Genomic DNA, 15,235 nt, shown 5'->3' with positions numbered 1-15,235 from the left:
GCATGAGGTCGCCGGTTTCAATCAAGGCGTATGACGAGCAATGGTTAGAGGTGTCGGCGAGGATGGTCCCCACCCGGTGGACCGCCATGTGGGCAGACGGGTGTGCGAGAAGCGCATCAGCCTGGGCTATAATCAAAGCGATCTGGGTCGGGCGCTGGGACTGACCTTCCAGCAGATCCAGAAATACGAGAAGGGCGCCAATCGCATCTCGGCGTCCAAGCTCTGGGACATCGCTCGCTTCTTCAAGGTGGACGTCGGATACTTCTTCCAGGGGTTGAGTGCTCAACCGGGAATGGCGGAGGGGGAGGCTGGCGCGGCCGCCTTCGATCACGACTTCCCCTCGACCCGATACACCATCGAGATCGCGCGGCTGGCCCCGCAACTGTCCAGCCGTCAGCAGAAGTTGGCTCTGGACATGATCCGCGAGATGACCGGCAAGCCCGAAGAAGCCTAGGCTTCCGTTGAGGCCGCTATCGCCCGATGCGCCCCGACGCCCCGGCCGTCAGTTCTGGGATCGCCGCTGGCCGAAGGTCGGGGCCGCCGCTTTCTGGGCGGCCCAATAGGTCGGGCCGTCGTCGGGCTTGAACATGGTGCGTGCTGTACCGTCCCGCGCCACGACGGCGAAGGTGTTGGTCGAGGCCTGATACAGCAGGATGTCACCGTTCGGACGCGTGGCGGTGTCCGTACCGGCAGGCGGCCGCGACGTGAAGGCGGTGATCTTGTCCAGAAAGTCCTCGGCCGACCGCGAGCCAAAGTCCGCGCCGTTGCGTTCGTAGAGGCGCTGGATCTTCTCATCGACCGTCTCGCGGCGATTTGCGGTCAGGACCGTCGCCTCGGCTCCGTCCGTGTCCAACGACGTCGTTCCGGCCGAAGACCCCGCGCCCGATGTCAGGGCAACGTCGGCCCCCTGGGCCGTTCGATCCCGCGTTTCGACCGCTGAATCCCCGTTGCCGCAAGCCGTCAAGGTCAGCATCGCCGCGAAGGCGACGCCTGTTGTCATCCAAACCCTCATCACACCCTCCATTTGAAACCCGCAGACGAGACTTAGCCACAGGTTGTTTGTTCCTGCAATGTTCTTTTTCGCCGTCTCGACGGCGTGCGCCGCGGCGGCTAGACCGGCGTCATGTCCAGCGCGGCCCTGACGACCCGAAAAATCCTGCTGATCGTCGGCGGCGGCATAGCGGCCTACAAGGCGCTGGAGTTGGTGCGGCTGCTGAAGAAGGCCGGCTGCGAGGTGCAGGCCGTGCTGACCGCGAGCGGATCGGAGTTCGTCACCCCCTTGTCGCTGGCGGCCTTGACCGGAAATCCCGTGCGGATGGGCCTCTTCCTGCCCGACGAAGAGACGACAATGGGGCATATCGAGCTGTCGCGCTGGGCCGACTTGGTGGTCGTGGCGCCGGCGACGGCAGGGCTGATCGCCAAGGCGGCGAACGGCATGGCCGACGACCTGGCCTCGACCACGCTTCTGGCGACGGACAAGCGGGTACTGCTTGCGCCGGCGATGAATGTGCGGATGTGGCTGCATCCGGCGGTACAGGCCAATGTCACGCGGTTGAAGGGGTTTGACGGTTTCCACGGCGTGGCGGTCGTCGGGCCGGACGACGGCGAGATGGCCTGCGGCGAATTCGGCCCGGGGCGGATGGCCGAGCCGGCGGCGATCCTGGCCGCGATCACCGATCTTCTGGCCGGCCCCGACCGACGGGCTCTGGCGGGGCGGCGGGCGGTGGTGACGGCGGGCCCGACGTTCGAGCCGATCGATCCGGTACGGGGCCTGACCAATCGGTCCAGCGGCAAACAGGGCTACGCCATCGCCGCCGCCCTGGCCTTGCGAGGCGCCGAGGTGACGCTGGTTTCCGGGCCGACGGGTCTGGCGGTTCCGGTCGGCGTAACCCGGATCGACGTCGAAACGGCGATGGAAATGAAGGCGGCGACTGAGGCGGCGCTTCCAGCCGACATCGCGGTGCTCTCGGCCGCCGTCGCGGACTGGCGCGTCGACACGGTCGCCGGCGGCAAGATCAAGAAGGCGCCGGGCGGGCCGCCGACGCTAAGCCTGATCGAGAACCCGGATATTCTGGCGGGCATCGCCGCGCCCGGAGTGAACCGGCCAAGGCTGGTGATCGGCTTCGCCGCCGAGACCACAGACCTGGAGGCCAACGCCCGGTCGAAACTGTCGCGCAAGGGCTGTGACTGGATCGTCGGCAACGACGTCTCGGCCGATGTCTTCGGCACCGATGGCAATACGGTCCTCCTGGTGACCAAGGACGGGGCCGACGCCTGGCCGCGCCTTTCCAAGACCGAAGTGGCCACGCGCCTGGTTGACCGCATCGCCAATCATTTTTCTCCCAAAGCCTGAGAGTCTGCCTTGAGCACCCTTCGGATCCTGCGCCTGCCCCATGCCGAGGGCCTGGCCCTGCCCGCCTATGAGACCGCCGGGTCTGCGGGCATGGATCTGAGGGCCGCGGTGCCCGATGACGCGCCGATGACGCTGGAGCCAGGCGCGCGGGCACTTGTGCCCACGGGGCTCAAGATCGCGCTGGAACAGGGCTGGGAGGCGCAGATCCGGCCGCGCTCTGGCCTCGCGTTGAAACATGGGATCAGCGCGCCGAACACCCCGGGGACGATCGACAGCGACTATCGCGGCGAGGTCGGGGTCATCCTGATCAACCTGGGCCAGGAGCCGTTCGTCATCAAACGCGGCGAGCGCATCGCCCAGATGGTTATCGCGGCCGTGGCCCAGGCGACCGTGGTCGAGGTCGAGACCCTGGACGACACGGCGCGCGGCTCCGGTGGTTTCGGCTCCACCGGCCGATAAGGGCGCATCCATTCCCGCAGACCGGCGTTAACCCTGCCGACGGCCAAGCTGGGCCGTAGCAAATCCGGAGCGTGGCGTGATGGAAGAGTTCGTCGCCCAGCTGGGCAACCTGCTGCAGGGGCTGTTCGCCCTCACTCAAAGCGGGTTTGACAGCGTCAACCAGGTGGTAGGCCTGATCATCGCCCTGATCGCCGCCTTCATGATGCCGGCGTGGCGCGGCCTGTTCAGCACCGCCCTGGGCGCTACCCTGGTCTATATCATCGTGGGCTTGCTGAGGCCGATGCTGGATGGGGGCGCGTTCGCCCTGCCGGATCTGATGAGCATGACCTTCTGGATGACCGTCCTGGCTCTGTTCCTGGCCTTCTCGGTGATCATCGCCGTGTTCTTCTTTCTCAGGACCCTGTTGGGCGGCGGACATCGCCATCGGGCCCATTCCCACTAGGAACCGGAAGGCGGACGTTCGCGTCCGCCCTTTCCCTTTCGACGGGACGGAGCTATAGGGGCTCCCACATCGTTAGACCGGCGTCCAACGGCGTCGTTCAAAGCGGCGGCCTTGGATGGCCGACCGCTTTTTCTTTTGCCCGGATTTCTCTACTTGCGCGCCAAGACCGTCGAAGACCGCCAGATCCTGGAGCTGATCGATCCCGTCGCGGAATCGATCGGCCTGGACATCGTGCGCGTGCGTCTGATGGGCGGGACCCTGCGTCGCCGCCTTCAGGTCATGGCCGAGCGGCCCATCGACAACGACATCGACGTCGGCGAATGCGCCCGCCTGAGCCGCGCCATGTCCGAGGTGCTGGACGCCGCCGACCCCATTGCCGGCGAATATCTGCTGGAAGTCTCGTCGCCCGGCATCGACCGGCCCCTGACGCGTCTCAAGGACTTCGACCTGTACGAGGGTTTCGAAGCGCGGCTTGAATCCGACCGGATGATCGAAGGGCGCAAACGCTTCAAGGGCATCGTGGCCGGAACCGACGGCGACAACATCGCCATCGATCTGGACGGCGAGGAAGAGACCGCCCTGATCCCCTTCGACTGGCTGGTGGACGCCAAGCTGGTCATGAACGACGCCCTCTTGAAGCGCGGGGCTGCGATCCGCGCCGCGCGGGGCGAGCCCGAAGACGACGGCCTGCCGGAAGGCGCGCCTGAAGACCAAAACAACGCCAAGACTTCTGAGGACGACGCCTGATGGCCGTGACCGGTATTTCCGCCAATCGCCTGGAACTGCTCCAGATCGCCAATGCGGTCGCGCAGGAAAAGAACATCGACCGCGAAATCGTGATCGAGGCCCTGGAAGAAGCCATCCAGAAGGGCGCCAAGTCGCGCTACGGCGCCCATCACGACATCCGCGCCAAGATCGACCCGAAGACGGGCGAACTGGCTCTGACCCGTCACGTCACCATCGTCGAGGACGACTGGATGCCTGAAGACGAGCTGGAGGAGTTCAACGATAGCGCCATGGTCCGACTGACCGATGCGTCCAAGCGCGACGCCGAGGCCGTGGTCGGCAAGGAATACGTCGAGGACCTGCCGCCGTTCGAGTTCGGCCGCGTCCAGACCCAGATGGCCCGTCAGGTCATTACCGGAAAGGTCCGCGAAGCCGAGCGGGCCAACCAGTACGAAGAGTTCAAGGATCGTGTCGGCGAGATCGTCAACGGCACCGTCAAACGCGTCGAATACGGCAACACCATCGTCGATCTGGGCCGGGGCGAAGGCATCATGCGCCGCGACCAGTCGATCCCGCGCGAGGTGTTCAATATCGGCGACCGGATCCGGACCTACATCTACGACGTCCGCCCGGAGGCCAAGGGTCCGCAGATCATGCTGTCGCGCGCCCACCCGGGCTTCATGGCCAAGCTGTTCGCTCAGGAAGTGCCCGAGGTCTACGACGGCGTGATCGAGATCCGCGCCGCCGCCCGCGACGCCGGCTCGCGTGCCAAGATGGCCGTGCTGTCGAACGACAGCTCCATCGACCCCGTCGGCGCCTGCGTCGGCATGCGCGGCTCGCGGGTCCAGGCGGTCGTGGCCGAGCTGCAGGGCGAGAAGATCGACATCATCCAGTGGAACCCGGACGAGCCGACCTTCATCGTTAACGCGCTCGCGCCCGCCGAAGTCTCCAAGGTCGTGCTCGACGAAGAAGCCGACCGCGTCGAGGTGGTTGTGCCCGACGAGCAGCTGTCGCTGGCCATCGGCCGTCGCGGCCAGAACGTGCGCCTGGCCTCCCAGCTGACCGGCTGGCAGATCGACATCATCACCGAGTCGCAGGACTCAGAGCGTCGCCAGCGCGAGTTCTCGGAACGCACCCTGCTGTTCCAGGAAGCCCTGGATGTCGACGAGGTCATCGCCCAGCTGCTGGTCACCGAAGGCTTCGCCACGGTCGAGGACCTGGCCTTCGTCGAGAACTACGAAGTCGCCGAGATCGAAGGCTTCGACGAGGATACCGCCGAGGAACTGCAGGCCCGCGCCCGCGACTATCTCGAGAAGCAATCCGCCATTCTGGACGCCAAACGCGTCGCCCTGGGCGTGCTGGACGAGGTCATGGCCGTTCCGGGTGTGACCCTGCCGATCGCCGTCGCCCTGGGCGAAGGCGGCGTCAAGACGGTCGAGGACCTGGCCGATCTGGCCACCGACGAAATCCGCGGCGGCTACGAGATGAAGAACGGCGAGCGAACCAAGGTCGCCGGTGTTCTGGAGAGCTTCAACCTGGCCCAGGAAGACGCCGAACTGCTGATCCTCCAGGCCCGCGTGGCCGCCGGCTGGATCGACGCCTCGGAACTGCCGCAGCCGCCGGAGCCTGAATACGAGGAAGGCGGCGAGTACGCCGAAGGCGACTTCGACCCCGAAGCCGTGTTCGAGGCCGCCCCGGAGGACGACGCCGAAGCCGAGGTCACCGCCGAATACGCCGAGGTCGAAGACGACCTCGCGCCGACCCCAGACGCGTGATGAGGTGCGCCGTTCATGAGCCTTCGCGACGCGACGATCGATAGAGAGCGCCGGGACCTGGTGACCCACCAGGCCATGGATGAATCTCGACTGATCCGTTTCGTCGCCGGCCCGGACGGCGCCGTCGCCCCCGACCTTGGACGGAAACTTCCCGGTCGCGGCATGTGGGTGGAGGCCTCGCGGGCCTCGATCGACGCCGCTGTGAAGAAAAACTTGTTCTCACGCTCGGCCAAGGCCCAACTGAAGCCGTCGGCCGATCTCGCCGATACGGTTGAAACCCTGCTGATCCGGCGCTGTCTGGACCAGCTGGGTCTTGCCCGGCGCGAAGGCGTGCTTATCTCCGGCTTCGAGAAATCCGCGGCGGCGATCCGCTCGGGCAAGGCCGCGTGGCTGATCGAGGCCGCCGACGGATCGTCCGACGGGCGCGGAAAGCTCGTCGCCCTGGCACGACATCAGACGACCAAGGTCTGCGGCGCTTTCAGTGCGGACGATTTGAGTTTGGCCCTCGGGCTGGAAAATGCGATACACGCCGTCCTGCTGCATGGCGGCAGAGCCGATCGCTGGACCATCGAGGTCGAACGACTGGCGGGATTTCGATCGCTTCGGCCTGCGGCCTGGGACACGGACCATCCGGGTTCCTCAAGCGGGAACGGGTCGAACGAGGCCCCGAAGGACGAGCCTGAACGGGCGGATTGACGGGCGGGGTCAGGCCTCTTTCGAGAGGCAGACGCCGCACGGCTTTTTGCGTTTCCAGGCTTTGGCGTGACGAGACGACTTTTGACTAAGACGCGGCGGAATTCTCCGCCCTCGAGTAAAGCGACCGGATGAGCGACGAGAACGACAAGACCAACGACGGCCAGACTCCGCAGGCCCCCACCGGAACCCCGTCGACGACGGGACCACGGGCGCCGCTGAGCCTGAAGCCGCGTGCCGTGGGATCGGTCCCGACCGGCACCGTGCGCCAGAGCTTCAGCCATGGCCGCACCAAGACGGTGGCGGTCGAAATCAAACGTCGTCCGGGAGCTCCGGTCGGCGGACATCAGCGCCCGCAGGGCTTCGACGTCGCGCGTCCACGTTCCGACGCTCCGGCTCCGCAGACCTCCGCGCCGCGTCCGCAGATGCAACAGCCCGCTGGCGGCCGCCTGTCCAACGAGGAACAGGAAGCCCGTCGTCGCGCCATCGAGACGGCGACCCAGGCCCAGGCCGAACGCGCCGCTGCGCAGGCCGCCGAACAGGCGCGTCGCGACGCCGCCGCTCGTGAGCAGGCCGCCGCTACGGCCGCCGCCGCCAGCGCCGCCCAGGCCGAAGCCGCCGCCGCCCGCGCCGCCGCTGAGGCTGCACGCGCCGAAGCCTCCAAGCTGACCGCCGCCGCACCGGCCCCGACCGGCAAGCCCGCCGCTCGTGCGCCGCTGGCTCCCAAGCCTGTCGCCGCGCCGCCGCCGCCGGCCCCGGAGCCCGTCGTTCCGGTCGCTCCGGTCGCCGCCGCGCCCGAACCGGCTCCGGCTGCTCCCGCTCGCCCGGCCCCGCCGGCGCGTCCTGTGGTCAATTTCGGCCAGCGCGTACCCAAGGCCCCGAACCCGGCCCGAGCGCCGATCGACCGTCCCGCCTTCGGCGCTCGCTCGGCGCGCGAAGAAGCCATGGGTGGTGGTGAGAAATCCTACTCCGACCGTCCGGCCAACGCCCGTCCGACCGGCGCCCCCGCGCGTCCGGCCGAGCCCGTCCGCTATTCGGCGCTGAACCCGCGTCCTGCGGCCGGCGCGGCCCGTCCCGGCGGCGCGCGCACCGGCCCCGGTGGTCGTCCCGCCCCGAACGCCCCTCCGGCCGAGGCCAACGTTCTGCGCCCCGCCCGCGCCCCCGGCGGCGGCTTCGCCAAGCCGCTGAAGCCCGAGGACGATCGCGACAAGCGTTTCTCCGACGCCGGCAAGGCCGTCAGCCGCACGCGTGGCGAGCCCAAGCGCCGTGAAGGCCGTCTGACCATCCAGTCCGTGGCCGGCGACGGCGATACGGCCGAGCGGATGCGATCGCTGGCGTCGGTCCGCCGCGCCCGTGAACGTGAGAAAGAGAAGCGCAAGGGCGGGTCCACCGACGCGCCGAACCGCCCGCGCGAAGTCATCATCCCTGACGTCATCACAGTACAGGAGCTGTCCAACCGGATGGCTGTGCGCGGCGTCGACATCATCAAGTTCCTGATGAAGCAGGGCCTGATGATGAAGATCAACGACGTCATCGATACCGACACCGCCGAACTTGTGGCCGACGAATTCGGCATGACCGTGCGTCGCGTGTCCGAGTCGGACGTCGAGGCCGGCTTCCTGTCCGACGACATCGACGACGAGGCGACGACGCCCCGCGCGCCGGTCGTGGCCATCATGGGCCACGTTGACCACGGCAAGACCTCGCTTCTGGACGCGCTGCGCGCCACCGACGTGGCGGCGGGCGAGGCCGGCGGCATCACCCAGCACATCGGCGCCTACCAGGTGAAGACGCCGAACGGCGACGCCGTGACCTTCCTGGACACCCCGGGCCACGCGGCGTTCAGCGCCATGCGTACGCGCGGCGCCAACGTCACCGACATCGTCATCCTGGTGGTGGCGGCCGACGACGGCGTCATGCCGCAGACGATCGAGAGCATCCAGCACGCCAAGGCGGCGGGCGCTCCGATCATCGTGGCCGTCAACAAGATCGACAAGCCGGACGCCGATCCGCAGAAGGTCATCAACGAGCTGCTGCAGTACGAGATCATCGGCGAAGCTCTGGGCGGAGACACCCAGATCGTCGAGATCTCGGCCAAGGCGCGCACCAATCTGGACGGCCTGCTCGAGGCCATCCTGCTGCAGGCCGAGGTCATGGACCTGAAGGCCGATCCGGAACGCTCGGCCGAAGGCGTGGTCATCGAGGCCAAGCTGGACAAGGGTCGTGGCCCGGTGGCCACCATCCTCGTGAAGCGCGGCACGCTGAGGAAGGGCGACCTGGTTGTCGCCGGTTCCAGCTTCGGCCGCGTCCGCGCCCTGCTGAACGAACGCGGCGAGCAGCTGACCGAGGCCGGTCCGTCCGTGCCGGTCGAGATCCTGGGTCTGGACGAGGCCCCGAGCCCCGGCGAACCGCTGGCCGTAGTTGAGAACGAAGCCCGCGCCCGCGAGCTGACCGAGTACCGCGCCCGCATCAAGCGCGAGAAGGCCACCGGCGGCATCAACCAGGTCAGCCTGGTCGACATGATGGCCAAGCTGGGCTCCAAGAAGATCTCGGAACTGCCGGTCCTCATCAAGTCCGACGTCCAGGGTTCGGGCGAGGCCATTCAGGGCTCGCTCGAGAAGATGGGTAACGACGAAGTCCGCGCCCGGGTTATCTATTCCGGCGCCGGCGGCATCACCGAGTCGGACGTGCAACTGGCCAAGTCGGCCGGCGCGCCGATCCTCGGCTTCAACGTCCGCGCCTCGAAACAGGCCAAGGATCTTGCCGAGCGTGAAGGCGTGGAGATCCGCTACTATGCGATCATCTACGACCTGCTGGACGACATGAAGGGCGTGCTCTCGGGCATGCTGGCCCCGCTGCAACGCGAAACCTTCCTGGGCAACGCAGCCGTGCTGCAGGTGTTCGACATCTCCAAGACCGGCAAGATCGCCGGTTGCCGGGTGTCCGAGGGCGTTGTCCGCAAGGGCGCCAAGGTCCGGATCATCCGGGACGACATCGTCGTGCTGGAACTGGGCACGCTCGCCACGCTCAAGCGCTTCAAGGATGAGGTCAACGAGGTGCCGTCGGGCCAGGAGTGCGGCATGCATTTCCAGGGCTTCCACGACATCAAGGTCGGCGACTACATCGAGTGCTTCACCGTCGAAGAGATCCAGCGCACTCTCTAGCATGGCGCTACCGCTCGCGACGCGGTCGCTCGCTGCTTGAGCGCGAGGTTGGTGTGATTGGGAGGTCGACAGCGTCGGCCTCCCTTCCGCCGCAAGTCGCGGTATGAAGTGACGCCATGCTTCACCGTATGTTCGCCGTCCTGATCCTGATCACCGCCGCTCTGGCTGGCATGGCCACACCGGCGGCGGCAGACACTCGCTACCTCGCTTTCGACCCGTCCGACCGGGTCACGACCGCCCTAACGCGCGGCGTGACGCTGGAGGTGGAGCGCGGCTGGTTCGGCGCGGTCAGCGTCCGGCGGATCATCTCCACCACGGCGCGCGGTTCCGCGACCATCTCGCGCGGCGGCCCGGATCAGGCGCGACGCGTCCTCCCCGAGGGCAGCGACGAAGGCAGCGTCTATTCCATCGCCCAGGAAGGCGACGGCCGGGGGCTTGCGCGGGCCCTATGTCCCGGCGCCGAAGCCACATTTCTCGTGGTGGGCAGGGTCATGGCCGGGCGGCCGATAGTCATGCACGGCGCCGGACGCTGGCCCGACGGGACGTTTCGGCACTGCGTGACGCTGTCCTACAATTATCGCGGCGAATGGAGCCTGCCGCCGCGCCTCACGGTCGCCGAGACCGACTGATGCGGATCGCGGGGGCGATACTGCTGGCGGGATTTCTGGGACTGGTGGCGGCCCTGTGGACGTGGACCCGCCCGGGCGACCCGGTGCTGCAGCCGCCGCCGCGCGAAGCCGGCGTCACCGTCCACGTCCTCAACAATGGATTCCACACCGATCTCGCCGTGCCCCGCGCGGCGCTGGAGGCGGGCGGAGGGCCCCTGGCCGAGGCGACCCGCTCGATCGGACCGGGCGACTGGATACTGATCGGCTGGGGCGACGCGAAATTCTTCGTCGACACATCGCCGATGGAAGACCGGATCCCCGACGGCCTGCGCGCCTTCTTCCGGCCGGGCAACGTCTCGGTGGTCATGCTGGACCCGGAGATGGGCGACCCAGCGCGGAGGTTTCCGCCGGACAGCCGCCGCACCCTTACCCTGTCGCCCGAAGCCTTCGCCGGATTGCGCGGGCGGGTCCAGGATTCGCTGACGCTCGTCGAGGGCCGCCCCCGCCTGTCCACGGCGCGGGACGGCGACGGCGCGCATTTCTTCGCCAGCCGGGAGTATTTCTCGATCGGCTATCTGTGCAACAACTGGATGGCGCGGGTGTTGAATGCGGCGGGACTGCCCGTCCGTCCATTGCGCTCAGTGACTGCAGGAGAGGTCATCGCCGCCGTGGATCGCGCCGAATTGGACACCGGCGCCAGACCGGACTAGACCGCGCCTCTTTTTGTTTCGCCGCTGTCAGAAGGCTCCGACGCGGCGTCGCTTCCCGGCCGGGTCCGATCCCCGGCGGAGAACAGGACGAACGCCATGAGCAACCGAAAACCCTCCAAACCCGCCGCCAAGGCCGGAACCGTGAGCCAGCGCCAGCTGCGCGCCTCGGAGATGATCCGCCACGCCCTCGTCGAGGTGATGCGCGAAAACGAGATCCGCGACCCCGCCCTGATCGGAGTCTCCGTGACGGTCACCGAGGTGCGTCTATCGCCGGACCTGAAGCACGCCACCTGTTTCGTCGAGCCGCTGGGCGCCGGGATCGAGACCTCGGACACCGCCGGCCACATCGACGAGATCATCAAGGCATTGAACGAAAACGCTAAATTCCTGCGCGGCGCCCTGGGCCGCCATATCGACATGCGCTTCACGCCGGACCTGCGCTTCCGCCACGACGAGAGCTTCGCCGCCGCTGAACGCCTGAACCGGCTGCTGGACGACCCCCGCGTCCGCGCCGACTCCTTCGTGCCGCCCGTTGAAGACGAGGACGAGGATTGATGGTCCGGCATCAAGCAGTGCAAAGCGCGGCAGTCCAAGCCTGATGGGGCGCCGCAAAAAGGGCCTCGTCGTCAACGGCTGGGTGTGCCTGGACAAACCGTTCGAGCTGGGCTCGACCGACGCCGTGTCGAAGGTCCGCCGCCTGTTCGACGCCCAGAAGGCCGGGCATGCCGGGACGCTGGACCCCCTTGCCAGCGGTATCCTGCCGATCGCCCTGGGCGAGGCGACCAAGACAGTGCCCTTCATGATGGAGGCGGAGAAGGTCTATCGCTTCACCATCAATTGGGGCGTCTCGACCGACAGTGTGGACCGCGAGGGCGAGATCATCGCCCGTTCCGATGTGCGCCCGACAGCCGAGGCGGTCCGCGCGGTTTTGCCGACCTTCGTCGGCGAGATCGACCAGACCCCGCCCCGGTTCAGCGCCATCAAGGTTGATGGCCAGCGGGCCTATGACCTGGCCCGCGAGGGCGCGGACTTCGAGCTGGAGAGCCGCCGGGTCACCATCTACGAGGCCGAGGTCACTGATGCGCCCGACGCTGACCATGTCGAACTGACCATTCGCACCGGCAAGGGCGTCTACGTCCGCTCGCTGGCCCGCGATCTGGCGGTGATGCTGGGCGCCGAGGGGCATGTCTCGGCCCTGCGGCGCGAGCGGGTGGGGCCGTTTTCTGTCGAGAACGCCGTCACGCTGGATTTCCTGACCGATCTGGTGCATAGGGACGCCGCCTTGGAAGGCCTGCTGCCCGTTGCGACCGCCCTGGACGACATCCCGGAGCTGGCCGTTACGGAACAGGACGCCTTCTCGCTTCGTCAGGGACGACCGATCGTTCTGCTCCCCCGACAGGTCGAGACGCTCAAGAGCCGCCTTCGGGACGGCTCCAGAACCGTTTCAGCCTTTCAGGGCCAGACCCTCGTCGCTCTCGGTCAGATGCGGGCCGGCCGGCTAGAACCCGACCGCGTATTCAATCTCTAATTCTGGAGAAACACGATGTCGATTACGCCAGAGCGTAAGAACGAAGTCATCGCCGAGAACGCCCGCACTGCAGGCGATACCGGTTCGGCCGAGGTCCAGGTCGCGATCCTTTCGGAACGCATCGCCAACCTCACCGAGCACTTCAAGACGCACAAGAAGGACAACCACTCGCGCCGCGGCCTGCTCAAGATGGTCTCGCAGCGTCGTCGCCTTCTGGACCACCTGACCAAGGTCGATAAGGAGCGTTACACCGCCCTGATCACCAAGCTGAACCTGCGCCGCTAAGCGCAGTTCTGCGGAACAGTTTCGAGGCGCGGGCCACGTCCGCGCCTCTTTCCGCATCCAGAGACCAGCCGGGCACCACGGTTTTTACTGGTGCAGACGCGAGGGCCAGAGCGGTCCTCTTTAACTCCCGGATCGATCGCGATGGCGCGGCGGTCCATGGATCGAAGGACTGAACGCCCGACGCATCCAAGCCCACTGATGGGATCCCGCGCGGAATACGCCGCCCGGGCTACGAAAGACGAAACATGTTCGATATCAAACGCAAGACGATCGACTGGGCCGGCCGCCCGCTGACGCTGGAAACAGGCCGCATCGCCCGTCAGGCCGACGGCGCCGTTCTGGCCACCTATGGCGAGACCATAGTTCTGGCCACCGTCGTCTACGGTCGCGCGCCCAAGCCGGGCCTCGATTTCTTCCCCCTGACCGTCAACTACCAGGAAAAGACGTTCGCCGCCGGCAAGATCCCGGGCGGCTACTTCAAGCGTGAAGGCCGTCCGACCGAGAAGGAGACCCTGGTCTCCCGCCTGATCGACCGTCCGATCCGCCCGCTGTTCGTCAAGGGCTTCAAGAACGAGACCCAGGTCGTCATCACCGTGTTGCAGCACGACCTCGAGAACGATCCCGACATCGTCGGCATGGTCGCCACCTCCGCCGCCCTGACCCTGTCGGGCGTGCCCTTCATGGGCCCGATCGGCGCCGCGCGCGTCGGTTATATCGACGGCGAGTTCGTGCTGAACCCGACTCTCGACCAACTGCCTGACTCCCAGCTCGACCTCGTCGTCGCAGGCACCAAAGACGCCCTGATGATGGTCGAGTCCGAAGCCAAGGAACTGTCCGAGCAGATCATGCTGGACGCTCTGATGTTCGCTCACCGCGGCATGCAGCCGGTGATCGACGCGATCATCGAGATGGCCGAACATGCCGCCAAGGATCCGTTCGACTTCACCGCCGAGGACCACTCGGACGTCGTCACCCGGATCCAGTCGCTGGTCGGCGAGGACATCAAGGCCGCCTACACCCACCCGGGCAAACATGCTCGCCATGAAGCCGTCGGCGCCGCCAAGAAGAAGGCCTCGGCCGCCCTGGTGAAGACTGACGAGAACCCGGACGGCGTCGATTCCGCCAAGTTCGGCGTCGCCTTCAAGGAGTGCGAAGCCCACGTCCTGCGTCGCGACATCATCGACAACGCCCACCGCGTCGACGGTCGTGCGCTCGACAAGGTCCGCGACATCGTCTCGGAAGTCGGCGTCTTCCCGCGCACTCACGGTTCGGCCCTGTTCACCCGGGGTGAGACCCAGGCCATCGTGGTCGCCACCCTGGGCACCGGTGAGGACGAGCAATACGTCGACTCGCTGGCCGGCACCTACAAGGAGAAGTTCCTCCTGCACTACAACTTCCCTCCCTACTCGGTCGGCGAGACCGGTCGTATGGGCGGCGCGGGCCGTCGGGAAATCGGTCACGGCAAGCTGGCCTGGCGGGCGATCCGTCCGATGCTGCCGACCTCGGAAGAGTTCCCCTACACGATCCGCATCGTGTCGGAGATCACCGAGTCCAACGGCTCGTCCTCCATGGCTTCGGTCTGCGGCGCCTCGCTGGCGCTGATGGACGCGGGCGTGCCCCTGAAGAAGCCTGTCTCGGGCATCGCCATGGGCCTGATCCTGGAGCCGTCGGGCGAGTTCGCCATCCTGTCCGACATCCTGGGTGACGAAGATCACCTGGGCGACATGGACTTCAAGGTCGCCGGCACCCGTGACGGCATCACCTCGCTGCAGATGGACATCAAGGTCGCCGGCATCACCGAAGAGATCATGAAGAAGGCGATCGCCCAGGCCTCGGCCGGTCGTCTTCACATCCTCGACGAGATGGACAAGGCCATTGACGGCGCCCGCACCGAGCTCGGCGAATACGCGCCGAAGATCGAATCCATCAAGGTCCCGGTCGACAAGATCCGCGACATCATCGGCACCGGCGGCAAGATCATCCGCGAGATCGTCGAAAAGACCGGCGCCAAGATCAACATCGAGGACGACGGCACGGTGAAGATCGCGGCCTCGGATCAAGAGAAGATCGACGCCGCCAAGAATTGGATCTCGTCGATCGTGTCCGAGCCCGAGCCCGGCATGATCTACTCCGGCAAGGTCGTGAAGGTCGTCGATTTCGGCGCCTTCGTGAACTTCTTCGGTGCCAAGGACGGCCTGGTCCACGTGTCCCAGATCTCTCTGGAACGCGTCGCCAACCCGGCCGACGTCCTGTCGGAAGGCCAGGAGGTCAAGGTCAAGTTCCTGGGCTTCGACGATCGCGGCAAGACCAAGCTGTCGATGAAGGTGGTCGATCAGTCGACGGGTGAAGACCTGACGGACAAGATCAACGCCGAACGCGCCGAACGCGGTGAGCCTGCCCTGACCGAAGACACCGGCGGCGGCGGCAAGAAGCGTGAAGGCGGCGGAGGCGATCGCGGTCGCAGCCGTCCGCGTCGCGACTAAACGTCGGCG

The 15,235-nt window shown here is 66.8% G+C and carries 15 protein-coding genes; 14 read left to right on the top strand and 1 reads right to left on the bottom strand.

Going from position 1 to position 15,235, the window contains the following annotated elements:
* Nucleotides 1-40 precede the first annotated feature (40 nt).
* Nucleotides 41-454: a helix-turn-helix domain-containing protein gene (locus ACP7AB_RS03680; RefSeq protein WP_425990409.1), complete on the top strand. Its 414-nt coding sequence runs from the start codon at nucleotides 41-43 to the stop codon at nucleotides 452-454.
* A 48-nt stretch (nucleotides 455-502) separates the two neighbouring features.
* Here the strand turns inward: ACP7AB_RS03680 and ACP7AB_RS03675 are convergent, their stop codons facing one another.
* Entirely contained in the window at nucleotides 503-1,000 is a 498-nt protein-coding gene (locus ACP7AB_RS03675) for an S-type pyocin family protein (protein WP_425990411.1), read from the bottom strand.
* A gap of 123 nt (nucleotides 1,001-1,123) precedes the next feature.
* Here ACP7AB_RS03675 and coaBC point away from each other — a divergent pair, with 123 nt between their 5' ends.
* The 13 genes from coaBC (at nucleotide 1,124) to pnp (ending at nucleotide 15,226) form a co-directional block, all read left to right on the top strand.
* Nucleotides 1,124-2,353 (top strand): bifunctional phosphopantothenoylcysteine decarboxylase/phosphopantothenate--cysteine ligase CoaBC, encoded by a 1,230-nt coding sequence (gene coaBC, locus ACP7AB_RS03670; RefSeq protein ID WP_425990413.1) that lies wholly within the window; start codon nucleotides 1,124-1,126, stop codon nucleotides 2,351-2,353.
* A gap of 9 nt (nucleotides 2,354-2,362) precedes the next feature.
* Complete coding sequence (gene dut / locus ACP7AB_RS03665) at nucleotides 2,363-2,812, top strand: dUTP diphosphatase (RefSeq protein WP_425990415.1); 450 nt, start codon at nucleotides 2,363-2,365, stop codon at nucleotides 2,810-2,812.
* 79 nt (nucleotides 2,813-2,891) lie between these two features.
* Entirely contained in the window at nucleotides 2,892-3,254 is a 363-nt protein-coding gene (locus ACP7AB_RS03660; RefSeq protein ID WP_425990417.1) for a hypothetical protein, read from the top strand.
* 153 nt (nucleotides 3,255-3,407) lie between these two features.
* Nucleotides 3,408-4,001 (top strand): ribosome maturation factor RimP, encoded by a 594-nt coding sequence (rimP, locus tag ACP7AB_RS03655; RefSeq protein ID WP_425990419.1) that lies wholly within the window; start codon nucleotides 3,408-3,410, stop codon nucleotides 3,999-4,001.
* Nucleotides 4,001-5,755 (top strand): transcription termination factor NusA, encoded by a 1,755-nt coding sequence (nusA, locus tag ACP7AB_RS03650; protein ID WP_425990421.1) that lies wholly within the window; start codon nucleotides 4,001-4,003, stop codon nucleotides 5,753-5,755. Before rimP ends, nusA begins: the two co-directional genes overlap by 1 nt.
* A 15-nt stretch (nucleotides 5,756-5,770) precedes the next feature.
* Nucleotides 5,771-6,451 (top strand): RNA-binding protein, encoded by a 681-nt coding sequence (locus tag ACP7AB_RS03645; RefSeq protein ID WP_425990422.1) that lies wholly within the window; start codon nucleotides 5,771-5,773, stop codon nucleotides 6,449-6,451.
* Nucleotides 6,452-6,579: 128 nt separating this feature from the next.
* Nucleotides 6,580-9,612 (top strand): translation initiation factor IF-2, encoded by a 3,033-nt coding sequence (infB, locus tag ACP7AB_RS03640; protein WP_425990424.1) that lies wholly within the window; start codon nucleotides 6,580-6,582, stop codon nucleotides 9,610-9,612.
* Between the two features lie 116 nt (nucleotides 9,613-9,728).
* On the top strand, nucleotides 9,729-10,241 hold the full coding sequence (locus ACP7AB_RS03635; protein ID WP_425990426.1) for a hypothetical protein: 513 nt from the start codon (nucleotides 9,729-9,731) through the stop codon (nucleotides 10,239-10,241).
* A complete protein-coding gene (locus tag ACP7AB_RS03630) occupies nucleotides 10,241-10,930 on the top strand; it encodes a DUF2459 domain-containing protein (RefSeq protein WP_425990428.1) in 690 nt (229 codons plus the stop codon). The genes ACP7AB_RS03635 and ACP7AB_RS03630 overlap by 1 nt, the downstream gene beginning before the upstream one ends.
* A gap of 96 nt (nucleotides 10,931-11,026) precedes the next feature.
* Complete coding sequence (gene rbfA / locus ACP7AB_RS03625; RefSeq protein ID WP_425990430.1) at nucleotides 11,027-11,485, top strand: 30S ribosome-binding factor RbfA; 459 nt, start codon at nucleotides 11,027-11,029, stop codon at nucleotides 11,483-11,485.
* A gap of 43 nt (nucleotides 11,486-11,528) precedes the next feature.
* A complete protein-coding gene (gene truB / locus ACP7AB_RS03620; RefSeq protein ID WP_425990432.1) occupies nucleotides 11,529-12,458 on the top strand; it encodes a tRNA pseudouridine(55) synthase TruB in 930 nt (309 codons plus the stop codon).
* Between the two features lie 15 nt (nucleotides 12,459-12,473).
* Entirely contained in the window at nucleotides 12,474-12,743 is a 270-nt protein-coding gene (gene rpsO / locus ACP7AB_RS03615; protein ID WP_077353982.1) for a 30S ribosomal protein S15, read from the top strand.
* A 245-nt stretch (nucleotides 12,744-12,988) separates the two neighbouring features.
* Nucleotides 12,989-15,226 (top strand): polyribonucleotide nucleotidyltransferase, encoded by a 2,238-nt coding sequence (gene pnp / locus ACP7AB_RS03610; RefSeq protein ID WP_425990434.1) that lies wholly within the window; start codon nucleotides 12,989-12,991, stop codon nucleotides 15,224-15,226.
* Nucleotides 15,227-15,235 lie beyond the last annotated feature (9 nt).

This window comes from Brevundimonas sp. TWP3-1-2b1 (assembly GCF_049896165.1).
GTDB classification, from domain to species: Bacteria; Pseudomonadota; Alphaproteobacteria; order Caulobacterales; family Caulobacteraceae; genus Brevundimonas; species Brevundimonas subvibrioides_B.
Note: the sequence above shows the minus strand (reverse complement) of the source record. Positions and strands in the feature narration are given on the sequence as shown.

Excerpts from the sequence above, each read along its gene's own strand:
- ACP7AB_RS03680 (WP_425990409.1), top strand. The coding sequence starts at position 41 with ATGGTTAGAGGTGTCGGCGAGGATGGTCCCCACCCGGTGGACCGCCAT.
- ACP7AB_RS03675 (WP_425990411.1), bottom strand. The coding sequence starts at position 1,000 with ATGACAACAGGCGTCGCCTTCGCGGCGATGCTGACCTTGACGGCTTGC.
- coaBC (WP_425990413.1), top strand. The coding sequence starts at position 1,124 with ATGTCCAGCGCGGCCCTGACGACCCGAAAAATCCTGCTGATCGTCGGC.
- ACP7AB_RS03660 (WP_425990417.1), top strand. The coding sequence starts at position 2,892 with ATGGAAGAGTTCGTCGCCCAGCTGGGCAACCTGCTGCAGGGGCTGTTC.
- nusA (WP_425990421.1), top strand. The coding sequence starts at position 4,001 with ATGGCCGTGACCGGTATTTCCGCCAATCGCCTGGAACTGCTCCAGATC.
- ACP7AB_RS03645 (WP_425990422.1), top strand. The coding sequence starts at position 5,771 with ATGAGCCTTCGCGACGCGACGATCGATAGAGAGCGCCGGGACCTGGTG.
- infB (WP_425990424.1), top strand. The coding sequence starts at position 6,580 with ATGAGCGACGAGAACGACAAGACCAACGACGGCCAGACTCCGCAGGCC.
- ACP7AB_RS03635 (WP_425990426.1), top strand. The coding sequence starts at position 9,729 with ATGCTTCACCGTATGTTCGCCGTCCTGATCCTGATCACCGCCGCTCTG.
- ACP7AB_RS03630 (WP_425990428.1), top strand. The coding sequence starts at position 10,241 with ATGCGGATCGCGGGGGCGATACTGCTGGCGGGATTTCTGGGACTGGTG.
- rbfA (WP_425990430.1), top strand. The coding sequence starts at position 11,027 with ATGAGCAACCGAAAACCCTCCAAACCCGCCGCCAAGGCCGGAACCGTG.
- truB (WP_425990432.1), top strand. The coding sequence starts at position 11,529 with ATGGGGCGCCGCAAAAAGGGCCTCGTCGTCAACGGCTGGGTGTGCCTG.
- rpsO (WP_077353982.1), top strand. The coding sequence starts at position 12,474 with ATGTCGATTACGCCAGAGCGTAAGAACGAAGTCATCGCCGAGAACGCC.
- pnp (WP_425990434.1), top strand. The coding sequence starts at position 12,989 with ATGTTCGATATCAAACGCAAGACGATCGACTGGGCCGGCCGCCCGCTG.